This is a genomic window from Hyalangium gracile, assembly GCF_020103725.1.
Classification (GTDB): Bacteria; Myxococcota; Myxococcia; order Myxococcales; family Myxococcaceae; genus Hyalangium; species Hyalangium gracile.
In genome coordinates, this window is sequence record NZ_JAHXBG010000002.1 from 215766 (window position 1) to 238543 (window position 22778).

The 22778-nt window shown below is 69.0% G+C and carries 15 protein-coding genes; 9 read left to right on the forward strand and 6 right to left on the reverse strand.

All coding sequences use genetic code 11. The features are described from left to right. Nucleotide 1: 1 nt before the first annotated feature. The 5 genes from KY572_RS04465 to KY572_RS04485 all read left to right on the forward strand — a co-directional run bounded on the left by KY572_RS04465 (nt 2) and on the right by KY572_RS04485 (nt 7026). On the forward strand, nt 2–1864 hold the full coding sequence (locus KY572_RS04465) for a serine/threonine-protein kinase (protein ID WP_224240910.1): 1863 nt from the start codon (nt 2–4) through the stop codon (nt 1862–1864). Continuing rightward, on the forward strand, nt 1861–2850 hold the full coding sequence (locus tag KY572_RS04470) for a hypothetical protein (protein ID WP_224240911.1): 990 nt from the start codon (nt 1861–1863) through the stop codon (nt 2848–2850). The genes KY572_RS04465 and KY572_RS04470 overlap by 4 nt, the downstream gene beginning before the upstream one ends. Before the next feature lie 23 nt (nt 2851–2873). Then, the gene (locus tag KY572_RS04475) at nt 2874–4760 is read left to right on the forward strand and encodes a sigma 54-interacting transcriptional regulator (RefSeq protein ID WP_224240912.1); all 1887 of its coding nucleotides are present in this window, start codon (nt 2874–2876) and stop codon (nt 4758–4760) included. Between the two features lie 95 nt (nt 4761–4855). After that, nucleotides 4856–5425: a hypothetical protein gene (locus KY572_RS04480; protein WP_224240913.1), complete on the forward strand. Its 570-nt coding sequence runs from the start codon at nt 4856–4858 to the stop codon at nt 5423–5425. Then, nucleotides 5422–7026: a carboxypeptidase-like regulatory domain-containing protein gene (locus tag KY572_RS04485; RefSeq protein ID WP_224240914.1), complete on the forward strand. Its 1605-nt coding sequence runs from the start codon at nt 5422–5424 to the stop codon at nt 7024–7026. The genes KY572_RS04480 and KY572_RS04485 overlap by 4 nt, the downstream gene beginning before the upstream one ends. Nucleotides 7027–7058: 32 nt before the next feature. Here KY572_RS04485 and KY572_RS04490 read toward each other — a convergent pair whose 3' ends face one another. Next, complete coding sequence (locus KY572_RS04490) at nt 7059–7571, reverse strand: ester cyclase (protein ID WP_224240915.1); 513 nt, start codon at nt 7569–7571, stop codon at nt 7059–7061. 281 nt (nt 7572–7852) lie between these two features. After that, nucleotides 7853–8359 (reverse strand): hypothetical protein, encoded by a 507-nt coding sequence (locus tag KY572_RS04495; RefSeq protein ID WP_224240916.1) that lies wholly within the window; start codon nt 8357–8359, stop codon nt 7853–7855. Between the two features lie 297 nt (nt 8360–8656). On the opposite strand from KY572_RS04495, the gene KY572_RS47695 reads away from it, so the two are divergent. After that, nucleotides 8657–9589: a collagen-like domain-containing protein gene (locus KY572_RS47695; protein WP_317987811.1), complete on the forward strand. Its 933-nt coding sequence runs from the start codon at nt 8657–8659 to the stop codon at nt 9587–9589. A 106-nt stretch (nt 9590–9695) separates the two neighbouring features. Here the strand turns inward: KY572_RS47695 and KY572_RS04505 are convergent, their stop codons facing one another. Further along, nucleotides 9696–12878, reverse strand: a complete 3183-nt coding sequence (locus tag KY572_RS04505) for a kelch repeat-containing protein (RefSeq protein ID WP_224240917.1) — start codon at nt 12876–12878, stop codon at nt 9696–9698. 173 nt (nt 12879–13051) lie between these two features. Beyond that, on the reverse strand, nt 13052–14506 hold the full coding sequence (locus KY572_RS04510) for a hypothetical protein (RefSeq protein ID WP_224240918.1): 1455 nt from the start codon (nt 14504–14506) through the stop codon (nt 13052–13054). A gap of 367 nt (nt 14507–14873) precedes the next feature. Between KY572_RS04510 and KY572_RS04515 the strand changes: the two genes are divergently transcribed. Continuing rightward, complete coding sequence (locus KY572_RS04515; protein ID WP_224241521.1) at nt 14874–15770, forward strand: hypothetical protein; 897 nt, start codon at nt 14874–14876, stop codon at nt 15768–15770. 275 nt (nt 15771–16045) lie between these two features. Here the strand turns inward: KY572_RS04515 and KY572_RS04520 are convergent, their stop codons facing one another. Next, a complete protein-coding gene (locus tag KY572_RS04520) occupies nt 16046–16588 on the reverse strand; it encodes a cytochrome C (protein WP_224240919.1) in 543 nt (180 codons plus the stop codon). A gap of 254 nt (nt 16589–16842) precedes the next feature. Then, on the reverse strand, nt 16843–19392 hold the full coding sequence (locus KY572_RS04525) for an RCC1 domain-containing protein (RefSeq protein ID WP_224240920.1): 2550 nt from the start codon (nt 19390–19392) through the stop codon (nt 16843–16845). Nucleotides 19393–19663: 271 nt separating this feature from the next. Between KY572_RS04525 and KY572_RS47700 the strand changes: the two genes are divergently transcribed. Both KY572_RS47700 and KY572_RS04535 read left to right on the forward strand, forming a co-directional pair. Then, nucleotides 19664–20467, forward strand: a complete 804-nt coding sequence (locus tag KY572_RS47700; protein ID WP_224240921.1) for a DUF4190 domain-containing protein — start codon at nt 19664–19666, stop codon at nt 20465–20467. 93 nt (nt 20468–20560) lie between these two features. Then, on the forward strand, nt 20561–22279 hold the full coding sequence (locus KY572_RS04535) for a B12-binding domain-containing radical SAM protein (protein ID WP_224240922.1): 1719 nt from the start codon (nt 20561–20563) through the stop codon (nt 22277–22279). Nucleotides 22280–22778: the final 499 nt, after the last annotated feature.

A 22778-nucleotide genomic window follows, 5' to 3' on the forward strand; every position in this document is an offset into this window, starting at 1 on the left:
GATGACGCTCGTTGGCCGCCAGATCGGTCGCTATCGCATCCTCGAGCAGCTCGGCTCGGGGGGCATGAGCGTCGTGTACAAGGGGCTCGACACCGCGCTGGACCGCGAGGTGGCGGTGAAGGTGCTCCACCCGCACCTGGCCGGCAAGGACGAGTCCCGCCGCCGGCTGGCTCGCGAGGCCAGGGCCGTGGCGCGGCTGCACCACCCCAACATCCTCGAGGTGTTCGACTTCTCCGCGGCCGACTCGCAGAACGCGTACATCGTCACCGAGTACATCCGCGGCCGCACGCTGCGGCAGTACCTGGACGAGGGCGGCATCGATCCGCCCGAGATCGCCGCGATGATCATCCACGAGCTGGCCGCGGCGCTCGCCCACGCGCACGAGGAAGGCGTCATCCACCGCGACCTCAAGCCAGAGAACGTCATGGTCCGCGAGGACGGCGTGCTCAAGCTGATGGACTTCGGGATCGCCAAGCTCCTGGAGACCGAGGAGCGGATGACGCTCACCGGCGCGCTGGTGGGCTCGCCCGCGCACATGGCCCCGGAGATCATCGAAGGCCTGGAGGCCGGCCCCGAGGCGGACGTCTTCTCGCTGGGCATCATGCTCTACGCCTTCGTCACCGGCCGGCTGCCCTTCACCGCGTCCAACACGACGGCCACCCTCAAGCGCATCCTCGACGGCTCCTACGAGGACCCGCGCCGGCGCGTGGGCGCGCTCTCGGACGAGCTGGCGGACATCATCACCCGGTGCCTGCAGCGCGACCGGCACCACCGCTACCCGAACGCCGCCGGGCTACGCGACGCGCTGGCCGACTACCTCACCGGCCTGGGCTTCCCTCGCGTGAACGAGGAGCTGGCCTCCTTCTTCACGGATCCGGACTCCTACAAGAAGACCGCCCGCCAGCGCATCGTCGCCACCCTGCTGGAGCGCAGCGAGCGCTTCCTGGCCGAGAAGCGCACCCCGCGCGCCCTGGCCAGCCTGAACCAGGTGCTCGCCCTGGACGGGCAGAACACCCGCGCCCTGGCGATGCTCGACGGGCTCAACCGGGCCAGGCGTCGCCGGCTGTGGCTGAAGCGCGGCGCCCAGGCGGGCGTGGCGCTCGTCATCCTCACGGTGCTCGGCGCGGGAGGGTACTTCCTCCTGCGCTCGCCCCCCACGACGGGTTCGCCTCCCGGCACGGACACGCCACCCCCCGGCACCGTCACGAAGCCGGCCGAGCCCGCCCCGACCAGGCCCGCCGAGCCGCCCACCCAGGCCCAGCCGACGGAGCCGGGCCTCAACGCACCGCTCCAGCCGCCCACCCCGCTGCCCATCCCACCGGGAGAGGCCCAGGGCGAGGAGCCGGCCAGCGCGAAGAAGCCCCCCACGCGCCCCGAGCCGTCCAAGCCCGACACCGCCCGCCCGGCCAGGGTGCGCGTCTCCATCCTGGTGCGCCCCTACGGCGCCATCCAGGTCGACGACGAGGCGCCCAGCCCCCAGCCGCTGGCCCAGCACGATCTGCAGCTCGCGCCCGGGCGCCACACCATCACGGTGCGGTGCGAGTGGTGCGAGGACGCTGTGGAGACCATCGACGTGGCCGCGGGCGCGGAGAACGTCTTCCGGCTGCGCGCCTCGCTCAAGCCCTCGCGGCTCTCGTTCGACTACGCGCCCGCCGAGGCGCAGGTGCGCGTGGGCAAGGAGTCCCGCACCGCGCGCGAGAGCCTGGAGCACCCGTTCGACATCACCTCGCCGCGCGGGCCGGCCATCTTCAAGCACCGCGTGGAGTACGAGGTGAGCCACCCGGGCTATCGGACGGAGAAGCGCGAGGTGCTTGTGGAGCCGGGCAAGCCCCTCACCCTGCGCGGGAGCCTCGTCGCCGAATGAGTGTCCGCCTGACGCTCCTGTTCTGCCTGCTGTCAGCGCTGCTGGCACCGGTGGCGGCGCGCGCTCAGGACGCGGACACGGAGCTGGCCGGCATCCGCGCCGCCTTCGAGTACGGCAAGTATGCCGAGGTCCTCGAGCGCTCGGGCACGCGGATCGATCGCGGCGGGCTGAGCGACGAGCAGCTCGTGGATCTGCACGAGCTGTCGGGCCTGGCCGCCTTCAACCTCCAGCGCATGAGCGACGCGGAGCGCCACTTCAGCGCGCTGCTCCGGCTGGAGCCGGACCACAGCCTGGATCCCTTCGTGGTGCCGCCTCCCGCCGTGGCGTACTTCGACAGGCTCAAGCAGCGCATGGACTCGGAGCTGGACTTCCTGCGCCAGGAGCGCCGCCTGCGCCAGGAGCGCGCCCGCGTGGAGGCCGAGCGCCGCGAGCGAGAGCGCCTGGCCGCCGAGGAGCAGCGCCGCCGCGTCGAGTCGCTCGCCCGCCAGGTGACGATCCGCACGGTGGAGAAGCGCAACTTCCTGGTGAACTTCGTCCCCTTCGGCGCGGGCCAGTTCCAGCAGGGCCGCACCAGCCTCGGCGTCGTCTTCGCCGCCTCCGAGGGAGCGCTCGCGGTGACGAGCATCATCGCCTACTTCGCCTACGAGGCCCTCTTCGAGACGGACACCGTCGAGATCGAGGACGTGCTCACCGAGACGGGCAAGGCCACCCTCACCGTGCGCTACATCCCCACCAGCCGCTCGAGACAGGCGGACGCGTGGCGGCTGCTCAAGATTGGCTCGGCGGCGGGCTTCTACACCGTGTATGCGCTGGGTGTGTCCGACGCGCTCTACCATCATGAGGACCAGGTGGTGACGACCACCATCGAGGAGCGCCCCGCTCCGCCTCCGAGCACCGCTCCGACGCGCAGCGGCGCCCCCTCGGCCCACCTCAGGCTGTTTCCCACCTCCGGCGGGCTCGGCGCCGGACTCACCCTCACCTTCTAGCTCCGCATCCCCCTGGAGCCTCCATGGCCAGCCTCAGCGTCCGCACCCCTGATGGAAAGGTCCGATCGGTCCCGCTGCTCAAGCGCATCACCAGCATCGGGCGTGGGCCGGACAACGACGTGCAGCTCGACGATCCGGGCGTGCCGGACAGCGCCATCCACGTGCTCTTCGACGGCAGCCGCTACCAGGTGGGCAGCCTGGGGGCCACGTTCCAGATCAACGGCAAGAAGCGCGACTCGCACGTGCTGGCCTCCAGCGACGTCATCCGCGTGGGCGGCACCGAGCTGACCTTCGCCCGCGAGGACGCCCCGGCCCCGCGCGGCCCGCCGCCGCCCTCACACACCCCCTCGCCGGACGGGGGCATCTCGGACGAGTCCCACACCGCCGAGATCCCCGGCGTGCCCGGCCGCGAGCTGGCGATGCTGCGCCGGCTCACCACCTTCAGCGAGCGGCTGCTGGGCAGCTACGATCTGGACAAGCTCCTCGAGAGCCTCATGGACGAGGTGATCGAGGTGACGCGCGCGGACAAGGGCTTCCTCATCCTCATGGAGAGCAACGAGCCCCGGGTGAAGGTGGCGCGCAACCTCTCGCGGGAGAACATCGAGGACGCGGTGGAGAAGCTGTCGGACTCCATCATCTCCAAGGTGGTCAAGGACCAGAAGCCCATCATCATCGCGGACGCCATCGACGCGCCCGAGTTCAAGGCCAGCGAGTCGGTGGTGAACCTCAAGGTCCACTCCGTCATGTGCGTGCCGCTCATGCACAAGGGCGAGCTGTTCGGCCTCATCTACGTGGGCAACGACAGGCTGGTGAACCGCTTCGAGCCCAAGAGCCTGGACATGCTCACCATCTTCGCGGCGCAGGCCTCGCTCATCCTGCACAACGCGCTGCTGGTGAACGAGCTCAAGCTGGACAACACCGAGCTGCGCAAGAAGCTGGAGGACCAGCGCTACGGCGACATCGTCGGCGCCTGCCAGGGCATGAAGGACGTGTACAAGCGCATCGACAAGATCGCGCTCACGGACATCTCCGTGCTCATTACCGGCGAGACGGGCACCGGCAAGGAGCTGATCGCCCGGGAGATCCACCGGCACTCGCCGCGCGCCAAGGGCCCCTTCATCACCATCAACTGCGGCGCCATCCCGGAGAACCTGCTGGAGAGCGAGCTGTTCGGCCACGTGAAGGGCGCCTTCACCGGCGCCGTCGTCACCCGGCCCGGCAAGTTCCAGGCGGCCATCGGCGGCACGCTCTTCCTGGACGAGATCGGCGAGATGCCGCTCCAGCTCCAGGTGAAGCTGTTGCGCGCGCTCCAGGAGAAGGTCGTCTACAAGGTCGGCGACAACCGCGGCGAGGCGGTGGACATCCGCGTGGTGGCCGCCACCAACAAGATCCTCGAGGAGGAGGTGAAGAAGAACACCTTCCGCGAGGACCTGTACTACCGGCTCAACGTCGTCACCCTGAAGCTGCCCCCGCTGCGCGAGCGCGGCGAGGACGTCATCGTCCTGGGCCGCTTCTTCCTCCAGAAGTACGCCAAGGAGTTCGGCTCCAAGGTGAAGGGCTTCACGCCGGCGGCCACCGTGGCCATGAAAAAGTACGCCTGGCCGGGCAACATCCGCGAGCTGGAGAACCGCCTCAAGAAGGCCGTGGTGCTGGCCGACAAGCCGCTGCTGGGCGCCGACGATCTGGATCTCAAGCCCGAGAACCTGGATCCGATCATGCCCCTGCTCCAGGCCAAGGAGGAGTTCCAGAAGCGCTACATCAACGAGGTGCTCGCCCGGAACAACGGCAACCGCACCAAGACGGCCAAGGATCTCGGCGTGGACCCGCGCACCATCTTCCGCCACCTGGAGAAGATGGAGGCCGAGAAGACAGGCAAGCCCTTGCCTCCCGAGGAGGAGGAGCTGCTCTAGCCTCCGTGCGACGCGACTGTCGTGGTCGGCGCGCGCGCACGGCCTCGGTCCTCTGCTAAATCCCCATCCTTCCTATGGAATCCTCTCCTCCGCCTATGGCCAAGGGATTGCTTGCGCTTCCGCTGTGGTGGCTGGGGCTGGCGTGGGTGGCGGGCATGGCGGGCGGGTGCCTCGTTCCCCAGGACGACACGCTCCTGGAGAGCATCCCCCAGCGCCGCAATCGCCCCCCTCGCATCGTGGAGACGCAGGTGCAGCCCCCCAACCCCATCATCCAGGACTTTGGCGCGGGAGGCCTGTGCGAGCTGGACTTCTCGGTCCTCGTGGAGGACCCGGACGTGGATGATCTCCTCACGGTGCGCTGGTACCTGGACTACGACAACCAGAACCCCACCGGCTTCTTCCGGGAGTTCAAGCTGGCCAACAATGGCGAGCCCCAGCGCGGAGATCGGGCCACGCTGCGCATCAACCTGCGCGCGGCCAACAGCGCGCTGAGCACCCCCGGCGTGCACCTGGTGGAGGCGCTGGTGAGCGACACGCGCCTGACGGGCCGCGAGCCCGAGCCGGTGAGCACCGTCACCCTGGACGGGGGCACCGTCATCGTCAACCCTGGCTACGCGGTGACCCAGGCCTGGTTCGTCACCACGGTGCGCGGAGACTGCCTATGAGAACCCTGCGCGCGGCCCTGCTGGCGCTGGCCCTGACGAGCGCCGGGTGCGCCTACCTGCCGGACGATCCCGGGGAGAGCACGCTCGTCTGCCGCAACGACTCCGAGTGCGCCGAGGGCGAGGTGTGCTTCCTGGACGGCTGCGGCGATCCGGGCGAGCACATCATCGTGGAGGTGACGCCCAACCCGAAGACGGGCCTGCACGCCCAGGACTTCCCGGTGGAGAACCTGCGGCCCCAGCAGCAGCTGGAGCTCTTCGGGCCCGCCTCGCTCGCGGGCCAGGTGCTCCGCGAGACGCTGCAGTCCAGCCCCAGCACCACCGCCTACTTCAGGCCCGTCTCCCTGCGCGTGACGGGCGAGAGCCTGCTCATCCCCGGCCTGACGCGCCGCTACGACAGCTCGCTCGTGCCCGACAATGGCCAGTACGCGCTCTACGTGGGCTCGGGCAGCTACAGCATCACCCTGCTCGCCGAGGATCCCGAGGTGCCACCGCTGACGGAGACGCGCGTGGTGGAGCCCGGCAGGACGGTGCCGCTCGACTTCCTGCTGCCCGCGTCCGCCGCCGTCACCCGCCTGTCCGGCCAGGTGGTGCGCCAGGGGAGCACGCGGGTGGACGCGGACCTGGAGGTGCAGGCCCTGGACGAGAGCCTGCGCCCCCTGTCCCAGCGCGTCCCCGTGTCGCGCGCCACGGGCGGCTTCCAGCTCGCGCTGCCTCCGTCCGCCGCGAAGCTGGAGCACGTGCTCGTGCAGGTGACCGTGCCGCGTGGCGATCCGCTGGTGCCGCAGAAGACGTTCACCGTGGATCCGCGCCCGGGCCTCACCCCGCCGCTGGAGCTGGGCGACTACGGCGAGCCGGTGACGGTGAAGGGCCGCGTGGTGAGCCTGGAGGGCCAGCCCGTGGCGAACGCCTCCGTCTACCTCCAGGGCAAGGTGGGCGGCGGAGGCCAGTTCCGCAGCCGCGCCGTCACCACCGGCACCGACGGGCGCTTCGAGCTGCTCTCCCTGCCCAGCCACCCGGACACGCCGCTGACGCTCTACGCCGTGCCGCCCCCGAGCTCCACCGCCGGCCTCACCCTGCAGGCCACCGCCATTCCGCGCGGCGGCGTCACGCTGAAGGACGTCACCTGCCCGGACAAGGTCGTCATCCAGGGCTCGCTGCTGCGCCCCGAGGGGCTCCCGGCCGCCGGAGTGCGCGTGATCGCCGAGCCCGTGGGAGAGGTGACGGGCTGGCCCCGGCCCGCGGTGGGCACCGAGGCGGAGGCCACCGACGAGGACGGCATCTACCGCCTCCGGCTGGATCCCGGCGAGTACCGCTTCGACTTCATCCCCGCGGAGAACCTGCCGCGCGTCAGCCGCTTCGTCACGGTTCTGCCCTCGACGAACGCGGAGCTGGCGCCCTTCACGCTCTCCAAGGGCCGCCGCATCAACGGGACGGTGACGCTCGCCGAGCCGGCGTACGACAGCCCCATCCCGGGCGTCGCCTACGCCTCCATCCGCTTCTTCCGCGTGGTGAACGTGGAGGGCAGACCCACCTCGGTGCTGCTGGCCGAGACGGTGTCCGACAGCACCGGCCACTACGCCGCCAGCCTGCCCACGCGCTGAGGCCTGGGCGGGCCGCGGGGCCTCTTGCCGACTCAGCGCTGGGTGCGGCGGATCAGCTCGTTGAGCGGCGCGCTGTGGCTGAGCATGTTGCGCGCGCTCTCGGCGCCCAGCACCGGCAGCTTCGGATCATTGAGCAGCCCCGCCTGGCGCATGATCGTCGCGCTGTCCCAGTAGAGGTTCTCCGCCGAGATCCGATCGCCCTCGGTGTAGACGACCACCACCATCGCGAACTCGATGCGCTTGCCCGTCGGAGGAATGCCGGGCAGCACCCAGTCCATCTGCACGGTGTGCGTGAACCGGATGACCAGCTCGTCCACCACCCGGGAGACGCCCACGGTGCGCGACACCTGCACCACCTCGATGTCCGGCGGGAGCTGGTTGAGGAAGTGCCGGGCGTAGAAGTTCTCGAGCTCCTCGGTCCCCCTGCCTCCGATCATCGTCGGCACGATGGTGACGCGCGGGTTGCTCGTCATCGTCGCCAGCGCTTCGGCGGGACTCTTGTGGGCGAACTCCGCCTCCAGGTGCTTGTCCCAGAGACCCGTCATCGCCTTTTCCGCAGCCGCCACGGAGGTACTCATGCATCACGCCTTTCTCGAGCAAACAATATTGGTTTCTTGGAACCTGCGACGCGCGGGGGGGAGAGCGCCAGCAGGTTCCAAGCAAAAGGTTAGCAACCTCTCTCCGCGCTCAACCAGCAGCCCTGAGAGCACCGCACCTCCGTCCGGTAGGAGCGAAAGTTTTTCGCGAGGCTTGAGTCGCTCCGCACACGCGCCGCCAGCACCCGACACGCTCCAAGGTGGTCAGGGGAGGAGCAGCGGCGGGCGGATCAGGGTGCCTGGTCGGAGGCCGGGCTTCTGCGCGCGGCGTCAAAGGCGGCCTGGAGCGCGTCCACGGCCCCGCCCACCTCGCCGGCGTACTGCACGGCGTGGATGGTGTAGAGGTCCGACACCTCCTCGAGCCGCAGGAAGAGCGTGCGCAGCTCCGGGCTCTTGGGGCACCGGCTCTCGCGCTCGCGCAGGCGCTCCAGCCAGGCGGTGCGGAAGCGCATCCACTCTTGATCCACGCTGCGCGCGGGCGCCTTGCGCACCAGGCCCTCGCGCTGGCTCTCCAGCTCGGTCCACAGCGACTGGGCGCCGTCCACGCACTCGCGGAAGGAGACGCCGGGGTCGCCCATGGCGCGCGTCCGCTTCTCCGGCGTCATCGCCGCCACGGAGCGGCTCACGTTGACGATGAGCCACAGGCAGAAGAGGGTGGAGACGAGGATGTGGACCCCGTAGGCGGCGGCTCGGAACGAGCGGAAGCGGGGGTCTTTCCGGGGATCGACGTCGGACACGGAGCCCCGTCTTACGACCGAGCCCCCCGTGTGGCAATGACGGACTGATGCCCTGGGTAGGACGGCCCGGGTATCCGTCCCCTACCCGACCTCCTCGCGCCGAAGTGATTCACGCGGAAGTGACACTCCGGGCGTGAGGGTAGTTCTCGCTATACGTGTGCCCCGCCCCTACACTGCGCGTTCCACGTACTTCACGTGGTGTCCGACTCATCGGGGAATTCAATGGCATTTCGTAGTGGATCTAGTGGCCGTGCATGCGCACTGGTCGCGGTGGCGTTCCTGGCGCTCCTGCCGGGGATGAGCGCCGCGGCGACTCCGCGCCTTCTTCTCACCTCCTCGCATCCGGAGGCCTCCACCGGGAGGCTGTACGTGTATGGCGAGGGCTTTGGTACGACGGCTCCCTCGGCGACCTTCGCGGGTCTGCCCGTCACGGTCATCGCGAATACGGATACGACCGCGACGCTCTCCATCCCCTACGGTCTGCTCAACAATCCGGGGACCTATCTCGTCACGCTGTCCCGGGGACCGAATCCGGAGGACAACTCCACGCTGGGCGTGGCGGTGGGCCAGCAAGGCCCCAAGGGCGACAAGGGTGACACGGGGCCGGCCGGTCCTCAGGGCATCCAGGGCCCACAGGGCCCCAAGGGCGACACGGGCGCCCGAGGAGCACGAGGTCTCACGGGCGACACGGGGCCGCAGGGCCCGCAGGGCCCCAAGGGCGACACAGGCGCCACGGGTCCGGCCGGTCCTCAAGGCCTCCAGGGTCCTGCGGGTCCCAAGGGCGACACGGGAGACACAGGGCCCATCGGTCCTCAGGGCATCAAGGGTGACAAGGGCGACACAGGCGCCACGGGTCCGGCCGGTCCTCAAGGCCTCCAGGGCATCCAGGGTCCCAAGGGTGACACGGGGGCCACAGGGCCCATCGGTCCTCAGGGCGACAAGGGCGACAAGGGCGACAAGGGCGACAAGGGCGATCCCGGCCCGGTGGGTCCCGCGGCTCCGTCGAGCGCCAATTGCGCCTTGCAGGAGTCGACCGGGTATAGCCAGGAAGGCGCCGTCTTCGGCCCAACCCCTGCGACTGGAGGTCCCGTCACCGTTCCGGCGATGGTGCACAATCAAGTGATTGTCATTCGATGGTCCGTCACCCGGGGAGGAAGCGCCAAGTTCCTCGTGCAGTGCCGCAACGGCACCTCGTATGTGCTGGATGTCTACGACTACCGGAACTACTAGCGCGGCAACAGGCAAAGCTCCTGGCGCCCACGTTGTAGCCAGGTAGCGCGGGAGCATCCGTCAGGCGGGGGTTCGAGAGGGCCCCCGCCTGAGGTTCCCACGGAGGTCAGTTCACCTCGGCGGTGGCGAGGAAGACGTTGTCGGCGCCCTCTCCGCCCACCACGAGCAGCCTGCCCCCCGGGAGCAAGGTGGTCGTGTGATACCGGCGGGCTTGCGTGAGCGAACCGCTGGCGGTCCACATGCCGGTGGCCGGGGTATACACCTCGCTGCTGGCCAGCGAGACGGTGGCGCTCCTCCCGCCGACCACGAGCACCCGACCATCCGGCAGCACCGTCGCCGTGTGGAGGTAGCGGGCCTCGAGCAGCGCGCCCGAGGCGATCCAGGCGGCGCCATTGACGGAGAGCTCGGAACTCCGGAAGGGGCCTCCGGTCCCCGTCCCTCCGGCCACGAGGATCCTCCCTCCCGACACCAGCGTGGCGCTATGGGACTGGCGGGCCTGCACGCTCGTTCCCGTGGATCTCCAGGCAATGCCTCCCATGGGGGAGAACTCGCCGCTGGTGACGGCCGCGCCGCTGGTGCCGACACCGCCCACCACCATGATGCGGCCATCGGGCATCAGCGTCGCCGTGTGGGACTGGCGAGCCCACGCGAGCGAGCCACCGGCGGTCCAGGTCCCCGTGGCCGGGTCATACAGCTGGGTGGTGGCCAGGGCCCCGCTGGCGCCCGAGCCGCCCACCACGAGCACCTTGCCATCGGGCTGCCGCGTCGCCGTATGGAAGTAGCGGGCCCCCGCGAGCGAGCCTGTCGCCGTCCAGGTGCCGGTCGTCGGGTCATACAGCTGGGCGGTGGCCAGCCGGCCGCTGGCGTTGGTCCCACCGGCGACCAGCACGCGGCCATCCGCCAGCAGCGTCGCCGTGTGATGGCTCCGCGCCGTCCCGAGCGATCCCGTCGGCGTCCAGGTGCCGGTAGCCGGATCATAGAGCTCGGCTGTCGCGAGGTAGCCGCTGGAGCCCTGTCCGCCCGCCACGAGCACCCGGCCATCGGCCAACAGCGTCGCCGTGTGGAGGCGCCGCGCCTGAGCCATCGAGCCGGTGCGGCTCCAGAGCGCCGCGGGGAGCTCGTAAACCTCCGACTGGGAGAGGACGATGCTGGAGGTCTTGTCGAGGTTGCGACTGGAGCCGCCCGTGACGAGCACCTTGCCCGTGGGCAGCAGCGTCGCCGTGTGGTCGTGGCGAGCGATCCCGATCGATGGCGCGGTGGCCCAGACCCCGGTGGGGGTATAGATCTCCACGCTGGCCAGGTGGGGAGCGCTGCTATCGAGCAACCCTGCCAGCACGAGCACCCGGCCATCGGCCAGCAGAACGGCCGAGTGTCCGGAGCGGCCCTGCGTCATCGAGCCTGTAGCGGACCAGGCGCCGGTGGTCGGGTCATACAGCTCGGCGGTCTTCAGGGCGAAAGTGCCAACCCATCCCCCCGCGACGAGCACCTTGCCATTGGGAAGCAGCGTCGCCGTGTGGGAGCCGCGGCCCTCCGCTGGTGAAGCCGTCGCGGACCAGGTGTCGGTGGTCGGGTCATAAACCTCGGCGCTCTGCAAGGCGCTCCCGACGAAAGCCCCACCTACGACGAGCACCTTGCCATCGGGCAGCAGCGTCGCCGTGTGAGCATAGCGGTGCTCTGTCATGGAGCCGGCGGGAGTCCAGGCGCCGGTGGCCGGATCGTACAGCTCGGCGCTCATCAGGGCGAAAGAGCCGGCCCATCCCCCCGCGACGAGCACCTTGCCATCAGGCATCAGTGTCGCCGTGTGGAACTGGCGGGCCTCCGTCATGGAGCCGGTGGGAGTCCAGGTGCCGGTGGCCGGATCGTACAGCTCGGCGGTGGCCGTGAGATCGAGGGAGGTCCACCCGCCCACGACGAGCACCCGGCCATCGGCCAGTCGCGTCGCCGTGTGGCGGATGCGGCCCAGCGCGAGCGAACCGGTGGGGGTCCAACCCCCGGTGGCCGGGTCATAGAGCTCGGCGCTGGCTTCGTATTGGGTGGACACGGAGGTGGTGTATCCGCCCGTGACGAGCACCTTGCCATCTGCCAGCAGCGTCGCCGTGTGGAAGGCGCGGCCCTGCCAGAGGGTCGAGCCCCAGGAGGCATTGGCCGGGTCATACACCTCGGAGGACTGAAGGATGCCGGTGGCACCGTACCCGCCGGTGACGAGCACGCGCCCATCGAGGAGCGCCGTGGCCGTATGTCCGGAGCGAATCAGGGAGAGCGAGCCGGTGGTGAGGGCACCGGAGGTCGGCCCGTATTCCAGGGCGCTGGAGAGGTTGGTGCTGACGTCGCTCCCTCCGGCGAGGAGCACCCTGCCGTTGGACAGCAGCGTCGCCGTATGGCCCCGGCGGACCGAGCCGATCGAGGAGGCAGCGGCCCAGGTGCCGGTGGCCGGGTTGTACGTCACGGCCGTGGCGAGGGCGCCGGTGCCGGTGGAGCCTCCGGTGACGAGCACCTTGCCATCGGGCATCACCGTGGCCGGATGGCTGGCGCGGACCTGAGGCATCGAGCCGGTGGCGGCCCAGGTGCCAGTGGCCGGGTTGTAGAGCTGGGCCGTGGCGAGGATGCCCGATCCACTCCCGCCGGCCACGAGCACCTTGCCGGTGGCCAGCAGCGTCGCCGAGTGGGAATAGCGGGCCTGCGCCATCGAGCCGGTGGTGGCCCAGGTGCCGGTGGCCGGATCATACAGCTCCGCGGTGGCCAGGGTTGCGCTGGTGCCCACCCCGCCGGCGACGAGCACCTTGCCGTTGGGAAGGAGCGTCGCCGTGTGGATGAAGCGGGCGTTCGCCATCGAGCCGGCGGGAGACCAGGTGCCGGTGCCTGGGTCATACAGCTCCGCGGTGGCGACGCGGACGAGGTCGGCGGTTTGACCGCCCACGACGAGCACCCGGCCATCGGGCATCAGCGTCGCCGTGTGACTGTGGCGTGCCTGGGCAAGCGAACCGGTGGGGGACCAGGCACCGGTGGCCGGGTCATACACCTCGGCGCTGGCGAGCGGCACGGCGCCGCCGGTGTTGGTGGTGGTGTTGCCGCCCACCACGAGCACCCGGCCATCGGCCAGCCGTGTCGCCGTGTGGTTGCCCCGAGCGGTGGTCATCATCGCCACCCCGCCCCTCACCGGAGGGCCCACGGCCAGGGCGTGCTCCTCGGCGCCCGGGTCGAGGCCGGACCAGCTCGCCCCCTCCAGGTCTGGACCGCACGCGGCGAGTACGAGGGCGAGAACTACTGTCAGCTGTGCCTTGAACGACATCCATGTCTCCTATGGAGGGCTCATCACCTCGAGCACTGCGGGAGGGACACGTGTCGCCGTGGGACCGTCGCAATAAAAAATTCCAGGGTATATAGGGGCCGTCGATGCGCACGCGGACACCTGTGCCGTGCTTCCTCCTGACGTCGAGAACACGCCTGGGCTGAGGCAACCGCTCAGTACCCGAACCAGAGGGCCGAGGAGATCTTGTCCCCGAAGCTCCAGTTGTTGAGGTTGACGGACACGGGCGAGCCCGTGCCGATCAGATCCTTGCTCGTGCCGAGGTAGTTCGAGTCCTGGAAGAGCCGCAGGCGGTACCCCGGAGGGATGCAGTACCGGACGGACGAGATCTTGTCGTTGAGCCCATCCACGGAGGCGAAGCTGGCCCAGTTCTTCAGCGAGCGATCCGGGTAGTCGTAGATGAAGCCCCGATCGGTGAAGTTGGAGTCATCGTAGAAGTCCACGAAGGCCTCGTTGATGTCGCTGCCGCAGCGCGTGTTGGGAAAGACGCTGCGGAACTCCATCAGCTTCACCGAGCCGCTGGGGCCATCGTCGGCGTGCTCGACGGAGTAGAGGAGCAGGTGGCGCTCGCTGTCGACGAAGACGCCGCCCGCGGCCCTGAAGTTGCACTGCCGGTCGCCATCGTTGCTGCAGTAGAAGTGCTTGGACGCGACGTGCTGGATGGCGACGTTGCCGGTGAGCGACACCTCGTACAGGTGGGCGTGGTCCTCGTCTCCCCCGCCCCAGCGCAGCCCGCCGAGCATCGTGCCGACCAGGTAGAGGCGTCCATCCGAGCAGTCGGTGAGGAAGTTGATGTTCTGGAACGCGCCCCATTCGCCCGAGGCGATCTCCGAGTCGGACCACTGATCATACGGAGTCCAGCCCGTGGTGCTGATGTCGGTGCCGGTCGAGAGGAAGAACTCGAGCTTCCTGGCATCCCACTGCCCGAGCACGAGCATGAACCGGCCATCCGCCAGCTTCGTCAGGGAGGCGGTGCCCGCGTTGCTGCTGGTGCCGTAGACGGTGCTCAGCTTGATGGGAGCGGTGGGCGCGCTGAAGTCATAGAGGACGATCTTGCCGTTGCCAGCGCCCTCCTCCATGGGGATGGCGACGATGTTCCCGGAGGCCTGCATCCCTCCTCCATGGTTGTACCCATCGTCGACGGGGAGCGCGCCCACCGCCCGATCCATGAAGTGGGGAGTCGTGTCCTCCGGCTCGGAGATGGTGGTCGCCAGACGGTTGGAGCGGAAGCGCAGCCCCGAGGTGTTGCGCGACTCCATGGCCACGGTGTGGGCGACGTTGGCGCCGGAGTCACGGCCGTCCCGCTTGGAGACCACGAAGTAGCGGGCGGAGCCGCTCGTCAGCCGCTGGATGCCCTGCCAGTGGTCGCTGCTCGGATACCCGACGTTGAAGTTGTACCCGCCGGTGTTGAACCCCAGCACCTCGCCATGATCGCGCAGGCTGTTGAACGCCGAGACGACGCCCGAGACACAGAGGTTGCAGTCCAGACTCCCCCAGGCGCAGCCCGTGGCGCCCGTGAGCCCCAGAGGCAGGAGCGAGCGCTCCCGCTGCTGGAGCGTGGGCGCCTCCGTCGTGGGCTCCGCCGACTCCTCACCACTGCAGGCGGACATACACAGGAGCGCGCCGAGTCCTGCCGCGGCCACTCCGATCCACCGTCCTGCTCCTTGCCTCTGCTCCACGGGTCACCTCCGGTGCGAAACCAAGATAACCCGTAATACAAGAACAAAAGGCCCCGGATCCACGCGATGGCCCACCTGGTGACGGCACTCCCTCTCCTGGTGACTGCTGTCTCCCCCCGAAACCACCGTGGCCGATGAGCGCAGTCACCAGCGGGCGCGCCACCGAGCCACCTGGTCCGCGCAAACCCGCGAGAACACATCCTCCTCCTGAGTCGCACAGGATGGCACATGCGGTGCAGTAGAGCCTTCCCGTCACGGCAGCCTCCCTCCCTCACTCTTCCTCTCAGGAGTTACTCCCATGAAGCTCGGCGGACTCGGCGGTCTCAAGAACCTTGGCAACGGCTTCAAGGGCATCGGTGGCAAGCTGCCGAAGCCCAACCTCCCGACGTCCAAGCCCACCTTCTCGCCGCGGCCGGACATCAACGGCAAGCTGCCCGGCGCCAAGCCGAACTTCCTCGATGGGTTCAAGCCTGGCGGGTTCAAGCCCGGGTTCAGCAAGCCGAACCTCCTCGATGGGTTCAAGCCGAGCCTCGGCAAGCCGAACCTGCTCGACGGGCTCAAGCCCAAGCTGGGAGGGCTGGATGGCCTCAAGCCGCACGGGCTCGGCAACGCCCTGGGCGGAGTGGGCAACCTCTTCGGCGGCCTTGCCGGTGGCGCGGCCCAGGCGGTGGGCGGCATCGTGGGTGGCGCGGCCGAGCTGGCGGGCGGCCTGGTGGGCGGCGCGGCCTCGCTGGCGGGAGCCGGGCTCAGCGCGGTGACCGCGCTGCCGGGCGCGCTGGGCATGATGCCCCCGACGCTGGATCCGTATGCCGCGGGCGGCGCTCCGGCGGACCCGTATGCCGCTGCGGGTGCCCCGGCGGATCCGTATGCCGCCGCGCTGGATCCGTATGCCGCTGCGGGCGCCCCGGTGGATCCGTATGCCGCCGCGCTGGATCCGTACGCGGCCCAGGCCAGCGCCGCCCCGGTGGATGGCGGTTATGGCGCGCAGAGCGGCGTGACCGGCCCTGCCTCCCTGCTCCAGAACGCCGTGGCGCAGCTGACGGCTCCCGTGCAGCAGGCCATCGGCGGGATCCAGAACACCGTGGCGCAGGTGACCGCCCCCGCGCAGCAGGCCGTGGGCGGGGTCCTGAACTCGGTGGGGAACGTTGCTGCCTCCGTGAACCAGGCGGCCGCGAACCTGAGCAGCCTCTTCTGATCCCCGTTGCCCGAGGCCTCACCGCCCTTCGCGCAGGAGGAGCCCCGCCGGGCGCGGTCTGAGCCAACTGGTCTGCTTGTCATACCAGTTCGGTCCAGCTCCGCCGCCAGCGGGGCTCTGCTGCTTGTCGGATCCGCGGGGGAGTGTGACGCCCGGTCAACCACTCGAAGGCCACGGTGCGCACCAAGGTGGCACGCCCGCGCGATGACGGCGGTCCGGTTGGGACGACCGGTCGAACCTCGGAGCCGAGCGGTCGCAGGGCCCGGACGGACGTCTCAAGGACCGGGCTCGGCGTGGGGAATGGCTCGCAGGTACTCGTAGATGGCGCGCAGATCGCGTTCGGTCATGTTCTTGTAGACGGGCCACGGCATGACCTGAAGGATCGAGCCATCCTCGTCCCTGCCAGTGCGGATGAGGTGCACGAAGGCGTCGTAGGACAGCCCGCCCGGATTGCCCGCGCCATCCGGGGTGAGGTTGGTCGAGACGATGTCGGGCCCGAAGGGCCTCCCGCCCGAAAGGAAGTGCGCCGAGTTGATCTGCTCCGGCTCGCCCAGGAACGGGTCGCCTCCCTCGACGAAGGATGGGTAGGTGTGGCAGTCGTTGCAGGCCCCCTGCGCGTTGACGATGTAGCTGCCGAGCCCCACCAGGTCGCGGTCCTTCCCGGCCAGGTCGAGGGGCACAGGTGAGAGGGCCAGCCCCTGCTCGATCCGCTTCCGTTCCGCGCGCGCGAGCTCCTCATCGCCGCACTCCATGCCCCCCATCGGAGCAGCCACCGCGAGGCCGAGCACCACCCAGCTTCCCAACTTGAAGTCGCGCATCCGTTGCTTCGCTTTCTCCCGGCTGGAGGCCGGGGGCGCGGACATAGGTGACTGGAGTCGAGGTCACATTCGTCCCACGGGTACACGCCACCGTCGTAAAGAAGGCAGCGACTGGCCCCTCAGTCCCTGCTCATCACAACTTTGGAGCCCTCTGCACCGTGCAAGGAATCTTGGGGTGACGGCGGTTCCGGGGCTCGAATGCCAAGACCGGCGTGGACGTGTCTCCCCTGCTCGCTCGTGGAGAGCAACGAACGTCACTGCATGAAGTGCGTCAACATCACGGGCGTCACCCGGCGCATGGTCGTCCCATCACCGAGTTCCCCCTCGCCGTTCGAGCCCCACGTCCAGAGGGTGCCATCCGACGCCACCGCCGCTGAATGGTAGAAGCCCGAGGCGACCGTGGTGGTAGCGGTGAGACCGGGCACCTGCACCCGCATCAGGCGGTTGTTGGTCGTTCCATCCCCGAGCTGGCCATGGAAGTTGTAACCCCACGTCCACACGGTGCCGTCCAGCTTCACCGCGACGGTCGAATAGCCCCGAGTTGCGATGCCGCTGACACCGCTCAGGGAATTCACCAACACGGGCGTGGAGCGGTTGGTCGTCGTCTGGTCTCCCAGCTGGCCGTAGCCGTTGTAGCCCCAGGCCGAGACATAGCCGTACTGGCGCACGGCCATGGTGTGGTAGCCCCCCGCGGAGATGTCGACGGCGTCGGTGAGTGAAGACGTCTTCACCGGCGTCCACCGCTGGGTCGTGGTCCCATCCCCGAGCTGTCCATGGGCGTTGTAGCCCCACGCCCACACGGTGCCATCCGCCTTCAGCGCCACGGAGTGGTACCCACCGGCGCTCACGGCGATGACGCCGGTGAGGCCCGTCACTCGCACGGGGATCAGCCGCTGGGTGGTCGTCCCATCCCCGAGCAGGCCATAGCCGTTGTAGCCCCACGCCCAGACGGTGCCATCCGCCTTCAGCGCCAACGAGTGGTACCACCCCGCGGAGATGGCGACGACGTTGCTGAGTCCCGACACCTGCACGGCGGTCAGCCGCTCGGTGGTGGACCCATCCCCGAGCGAGCCATAGCCGTTGTAGCCCCACGTCCACACGGTGCCGTCCTCCTTCAGCGCCATGACGTGGTATCCGCCCGCGCTGATGTCGACGACGCCATCGATGTCCCATACCGGCTCATCCGGCTCGGAGCGGCTCACGGTCGAGCCGTCGCAGAGCTGCCGCTCGGAGTTGCGGCCCCAGGTGTAGACCTTGCCATCCTGCTTCATCACCACCGTGTACGAGTCGCCCGCGGACACCTTCTTGATGGGAGGCAGCACCGGCACCACGGGCGTGTTGCGCTGGGTGATGGTGCCGTCTCCGAGCTGACCGGAGACGTTCGAGCCCCAGGCATACACGGAGCCATCCGTCGTCATCGCCACCGTGTGGTTGTCCCCGGAGTCGAGCCCCATCACGTCCGACAGGCCGCTCACCTGGACGGGGGTGAAGCTGCGGGCGGTCGTCCCGTCCCCGAGCTGGCCAGAGCCGTTATCACCCCAGCCCCAGACGGTCCCGTCCTCCAGGAGGACCGCGGAGAAGTAGAAGCCAGCGGCCAGGCGAGTGACGCCGTTGAGCCCAGGCACCTCCGACGGGACCGAGCGGTTGGTGGTCGTCCCATCGCCGAGCTGTCCGTAGAAGTTGTTGCCCCACGTGGCGACGCTGCCGTCCTTCTTCAGCGCCAGCGTGTGATAGAAGCCCGCCGTCACCGCGGCGGCGTTGGACAGACCCATGACGCGCACGGGCGTCGGCCGGTACGTCGTCGTCCCGTCTCCGAGCTGGCCGTAGTCGTTGGCCCCCCAGGCGAACACGGTGTTGTCCTTCTTCCACGCCACCGAGTGGAACTGGCCCGCCGAGAGGGAGCCCATGCCGCTCAGGCTCGTCACCCGCACCGGTGAGTTGCGCTGGATCGTCGTCCCGTCTCCGATCTGCCCGTAGGAGTTGTGGCCCCACGCCCAGACAGTGCCGTCCTTCTTCAGCGCCAGCGTGTGGAAGGAGCCGGCGCCCACCGCGACGACATCGCTCAGGTTCGGCACCTGCACGGGGAACGAGCGCAGCGTGGTCGTCCCATCTCCCAGCTGACCGTTGCCGTTGTTGCCCCAGGTCCACACGGTGCCGTCCTCCTTCAGCGCCACCGAGTGGTAGGAGCCCGTGGCCACGGCGACGATGTTGCTCAACCCCCTCACCTTCTGAGGCGTGGAGCGAGGGGCTCGGTGGCCGATCCCCAGCTGACCATTGAAGTTGTAGCCCCAGGACCACACGGTTCCGTCCGCCTTCAGCTCCAGCGTGTGCTGGTAGCCCGCGGAGACGCCGGGGCAGGCCTGCTGCACGTTCTGGAAGAGCGACCGGGAGACGCTCAAGCACGGCGCGCGCACGCCATTGCTGTCGAGCACCATCGGGTAGGCCGTCACCTCCACCGAGTGCACGCCACAGTTCATCCCGGACTGGCTGTAGAACCAGTCGCCCCCGGTCGTCGGAATCTCTTGCTTCATCGCCAGCGTGCCGTCCACGCGGTACTCCACGAGGACCCCGTCCGCCATGCCCGACACCGCATAGGTCCCGGCGCCCGCCAGCTCCCCTTCGAACGAGCTGATCCCGTCCAGCGTCAGCTCGCTCACGTCCAGCCCCGCGCACAGCGCCTGCTCCTGGGTGCTCAGCACCTGCTCGGCACCCGGCGCCTGTGCTTCCGGGGGCACTCCGCAGGCCAGCCACGCCACTCCCGCCAGGACCGCCCACAGGTGCATGCCCTTCATCTCTTGCCTCATGGTCCATTCCTCCGGCGCATGGGCGCTTCGGGCCCAGGCCAGTGCTCGTTCGCGCGGAGCCATGTGCATCCGGCAAGCCAACGGAGCGGGCGTTCTCGATTTCCCGGCGGTCCCAATCGTTCTCGGGGCTTGCCAGCACTGGGAGCTCGAGCGGCGGTCTCCCCTACCCTGGCCCTGATAACGGGAGTGTCCAGGCGGAGGGCTGCTCCTGATAACAGTTGTTTCCCGCAGGCCTTCGCCACACCTGCTCTGCCCGTGGAAGACTGGGAGCGTGTCCACCCTCGACGTTCCGCTTGGCCCCACCTCTGCCCGCTGTGCCACCCACCCGACGGAGGCCTCCAGCGGCACGTGCGCGCGCTGCGGCACCTTCTTCTGTCCCAGGTGCGTGAAGCGGATCTCCAACCAGGACTGGTGCTCGGCGTGCGCGGCCCGCCCGGAGGTCGACTACCTGGAGCGCCTGCGCCTCAAGCTGTGGGGACGCCGAGACGCCGCGGCCTGGGTGTTCGGTGCCTTCGGGCTGCTGCTCGCGCTCATCACGATCCTGTCGGTGTTGCAGCGGCGGATGTCCTGGCTGCTCCAGCTGCTCATGGCGGCCTGCGCGGTGGCCAGCATCACCTTCTTCCTGGGCAGGAAGTGGGCGCGAGAGGCACTCATCGTCACGTCCCTGAGCTGCGCCATGGCGTTCCTGGCGGTCGGCCCCCGGGCCAGCGCGGTCGTCTTCCTGGTCGCCGGCTGCAGCGTGAGCCTGCTCTACCTCAATACGCGCAACCGGCTTTTCTTCCAGGAGCAGGTCTCAACCGCCCGACTCCAGCGCCTGTGGAACGTGCTGGAGAACAACCCGAGAGCCCGCGATGCGATGAACCTGGGCCTCGCGTCCCTCTTCTTTCCGCTCTTCGCACCGATGGCCCTCCTCCTCGGAGTGGTAGCCCTGCAGCGGGTGGATCCGCACGCCCAGCCCCCCATCGGGCGCAAGGGCCAGGCTATCGTCGGCATCGTCCTGGGAACCGTCATGACGGTCCTCTGGGGCCTGCTGCTGTGGAGCGTCGCCAACAGCAGCCGCGAGGAGAACTACTGAGCGCGGGCTCCCAGCCAGGAGCGGATGGGCGACAGCCCCCTGGCGGTTGCCCGTTGGTATAGTCGCCACCTTCGGAAGGTTGGGTTCCGCCTCATGCATGGCCGTCGTGTCCTCTCTCCAGTCCTCCTGCTCGGCGCCGGTACCGGCGAGGCTACTTGCGGGATCCTCTACCTCGCGGGCTATCTGCGACGCGGCGGCATCGAGGCCTTCGTCCGGCTCTATGACGGGGATGAGACCGAAGAAGCGGTCGCACGCTCGCTCGAAGCCATGGTGGCGCGCGTACGCCCTCGGCTGGTCGGCATCAGCCTCAAGTGGTTCCACCACGTCCACCGAGCGCTGCTCCTGGCCCGGACGCTGCGCCGGATCGATCCCGAGATCCGGATCGTCGTGGGCGGAAACTCCGCGTCGTACTGGTGGCGGGAGCTGAGCGGGTTCGACTGCATCGATCACGTCATCCTGGGCGACGGCGAGCTGCCGCTGCTCGCGCTCTGCCAGGGTGCCCCCTCCCCTCCGAACTGCATCACCCGGGCTCCGGACGGCAGTCCGCGACGGCTGCCCCTGGCGTACGTGCAAGGCACCAAGAACAGCGAGGACGTCTACTACTCGCACTTCAACGACATCTTCCTCAGCCGCCAGGATCTCCACGCCTACTCGGGCTGGGTCGCGCCCGGTAAGGGGTGCGGTGAGAACTGCCTCTATTGCGGTGGGGCCCGCGGCAACCAGAAGGCGGACTTCGGACGCGCGAAGCCATTCCTGCGGCCCGAGGAGAACGTGCGCCGCGATCATCAGGAGACCGCTCACCGGACGTGGCAGTACCGCTACGACTTCTCGGGAAGCTCGGCGGAGTTTCTGCAGAGCACCTGGGCCGGGGTCGATCTCTCACGCCACTCCTGCACGTATTTCTTGTGGGGTGTGGCGCGGATGGAGCTCATCGACGCTCTGGCCCAGACCTTCGAGAAGGTCTACATGGTGCTCGACATCGGCTGCTTCTCGGAGCAGCAGCGGCTCGAGCAGATGCGTCGCGGCCTCCTCAAACCATGTGCCACGGACTGGCAGCTCATGGAGCTGATCGAACAGTGCCACCGCCATCCCAATCTGGACGTCGAGGTCTCTGGCATCGCGGGCCTGCCCTTCGCCAGCGCCGCCACGCTCGAAGAGGAAGTCCGTCTGGTGAAGCGCGTGATCGGCATGGACTGCGTGGTGGGCTACCAGCGGCTCGAAGCGCAGCCGGGGGCGCTCGTCACCGAGCACCCCGCGCGGTTCGACATGGAGACCGAGGCGCGAACGTTCGCGGAGTTCCTCGAGTACTTCGAGCAGCGTGAGCCGGGCGAGGTAACGGTGCCGATGATCCGCTTCCGTGACGCGGCACTCGAGGCGGCGGTGCAGCGCACCTCCGATCACGTGGACTCCCTCATGTGGGAGCACCGCGCCGCGAGGCGAAGGATCGCCATCAACGGACGCACGCGCTTGCTGAATACCGCCCCCTCGACGCTCCAGTTCAAGCTCGGAGATTGGTTGGGCCAGCACCGGGTCCCCGCCAAGGTGGCCCAGGAGCAGGTGACCGTCGTGCGCTCGGTGGACGGAACGGGCATGGCCTGCGCACCTTCGGTCAGCCCTCGAAGGTTCACCGATCCGACGCTCGACCAGGGCGAGGACGGGAAGATCCTCCTGAGCACCCTGGCCGCCTTCGAGCGTCCGACGACGGTGTCCAGCGCGGTGGCGCAGCTGGGAGCCAAGGTGAGGCTCGACCCGGACTCAGCGCTCGAGGTCATCGAGCATCTCGTGGACGGGCGCTTCCTGCAGCCGGCGTGAAGCGATGGAGCCCACAATGGGCCGAGCGCGCCGAGAAAGCGCTTTGGGTAGCCTCCTGCGCAAGGAGCCCAACGCATGTTCCATGCAGAAGGTAACGGTTCTAGCGGGCAAGCCCGGATCAGAGCCGTCGGAGTGGCTGCCCTCCTTTCCTTGCTCTCCGTAGGTTGCTCGCGCGGCCAGACAAGCCGAAGTGGTGCCTGCTGCACCTGCCGCAACGGCGAACTGCAACAACACCGGACCCTTCTGTGAAGCGGCACCCCGGGTCAAGCACCTGCGTTGGTTCGTCCTTGTCGTCTTGCGGCAACACGTACCCCAACGCTCTGCGGACACAGCTGCGCTTGGGGCAGCACTGGCCGAGGAGCAACGGGGCGCAGGGGCGTAGCCCCTGCGACTTCGACTGCATAGGACTGCCGATCTGCTGCTGGCTCCCGAGGTTTCGTCGTCCTTCTGTTCGCGCTCGAAGGTGGCGGGCCGTGCCGCCGGCGCATCGGGGTAACTC

Excerpts from the sequence above, each read along its gene's own strand:
- KY572_RS04535 (WP_224240922.1), top strand. The coding sequence starts at position 20,561 with ATGCATGGCCGTCGTGTCCTCTCTCCAGTCCTCCTGCTCGGCGCCGGT.
- KY572_RS47695 (WP_317987811.1), top strand. The coding sequence starts at position 8,657 with ATGAGCGCCGCGGCGACTCCGCGCCTTCTTCTCACCTCCTCGCATCCG.
- KY572_RS04480 (WP_224240913.1), top strand. The coding sequence starts at position 4,856 with ATGGCCAAGGGATTGCTTGCGCTTCCGCTGTGGTGGCTGGGGCTGGCG.
- KY572_RS04505 (WP_224240917.1), bottom strand. The coding sequence starts at position 12,878 with ATGTCGTTCAAGGCACAGCTGACAGTAGTTCTCGCCCTCGTACTCGCC.
- KY572_RS04465 (WP_224240910.1), top strand. The coding sequence starts at position 2 with ATGACGCTCGTTGGCCGCCAGATCGGTCGCTATCGCATCCTCGAGCAG.
- KY572_RS04510 (WP_224240918.1), bottom strand. The coding sequence starts at position 14,506 with ATGTCCGCCTGCAGTGGTGAGGAGTCGGCGGAGCCCACGACGGAGGCG.
- KY572_RS04485 (WP_224240914.1), top strand. The coding sequence starts at position 5,422 with ATGAGAACCCTGCGCGCGGCCCTGCTGGCGCTGGCCCTGACGAGCGCC.
- KY572_RS04515 (WP_224241521.1), top strand. The coding sequence starts at position 14,874 with ATGAAGCTCGGCGGACTCGGCGGTCTCAAGAACCTTGGCAACGGCTTC.
- KY572_RS04525 (WP_224240920.1), bottom strand. The coding sequence starts at position 19,392 with ATGAGGCAAGAGATGAAGGGCATGCACCTGTGGGCGGTCCTGGCGGGA.
- KY572_RS04475 (WP_224240912.1), top strand. The coding sequence starts at position 2,874 with ATGGCCAGCCTCAGCGTCCGCACCCCTGATGGAAAGGTCCGATCGGTC.
- KY572_RS04470 (WP_224240911.1), top strand. The coding sequence starts at position 1,861 with ATGAGTGTCCGCCTGACGCTCCTGTTCTGCCTGCTGTCAGCGCTGCTG.
- KY572_RS04490 (WP_224240915.1), bottom strand. The coding sequence starts at position 7,571 with ATGACGGGTCTCTGGGACAAGCACCTGGAGGCGGAGTTCGCCCACAAG.
- KY572_RS04520 (WP_224240919.1), bottom strand. The coding sequence starts at position 16,588 with ATGCGCGACTTCAAGTTGGGAAGCTGGGTGGTGCTCGGCCTCGCGGTG.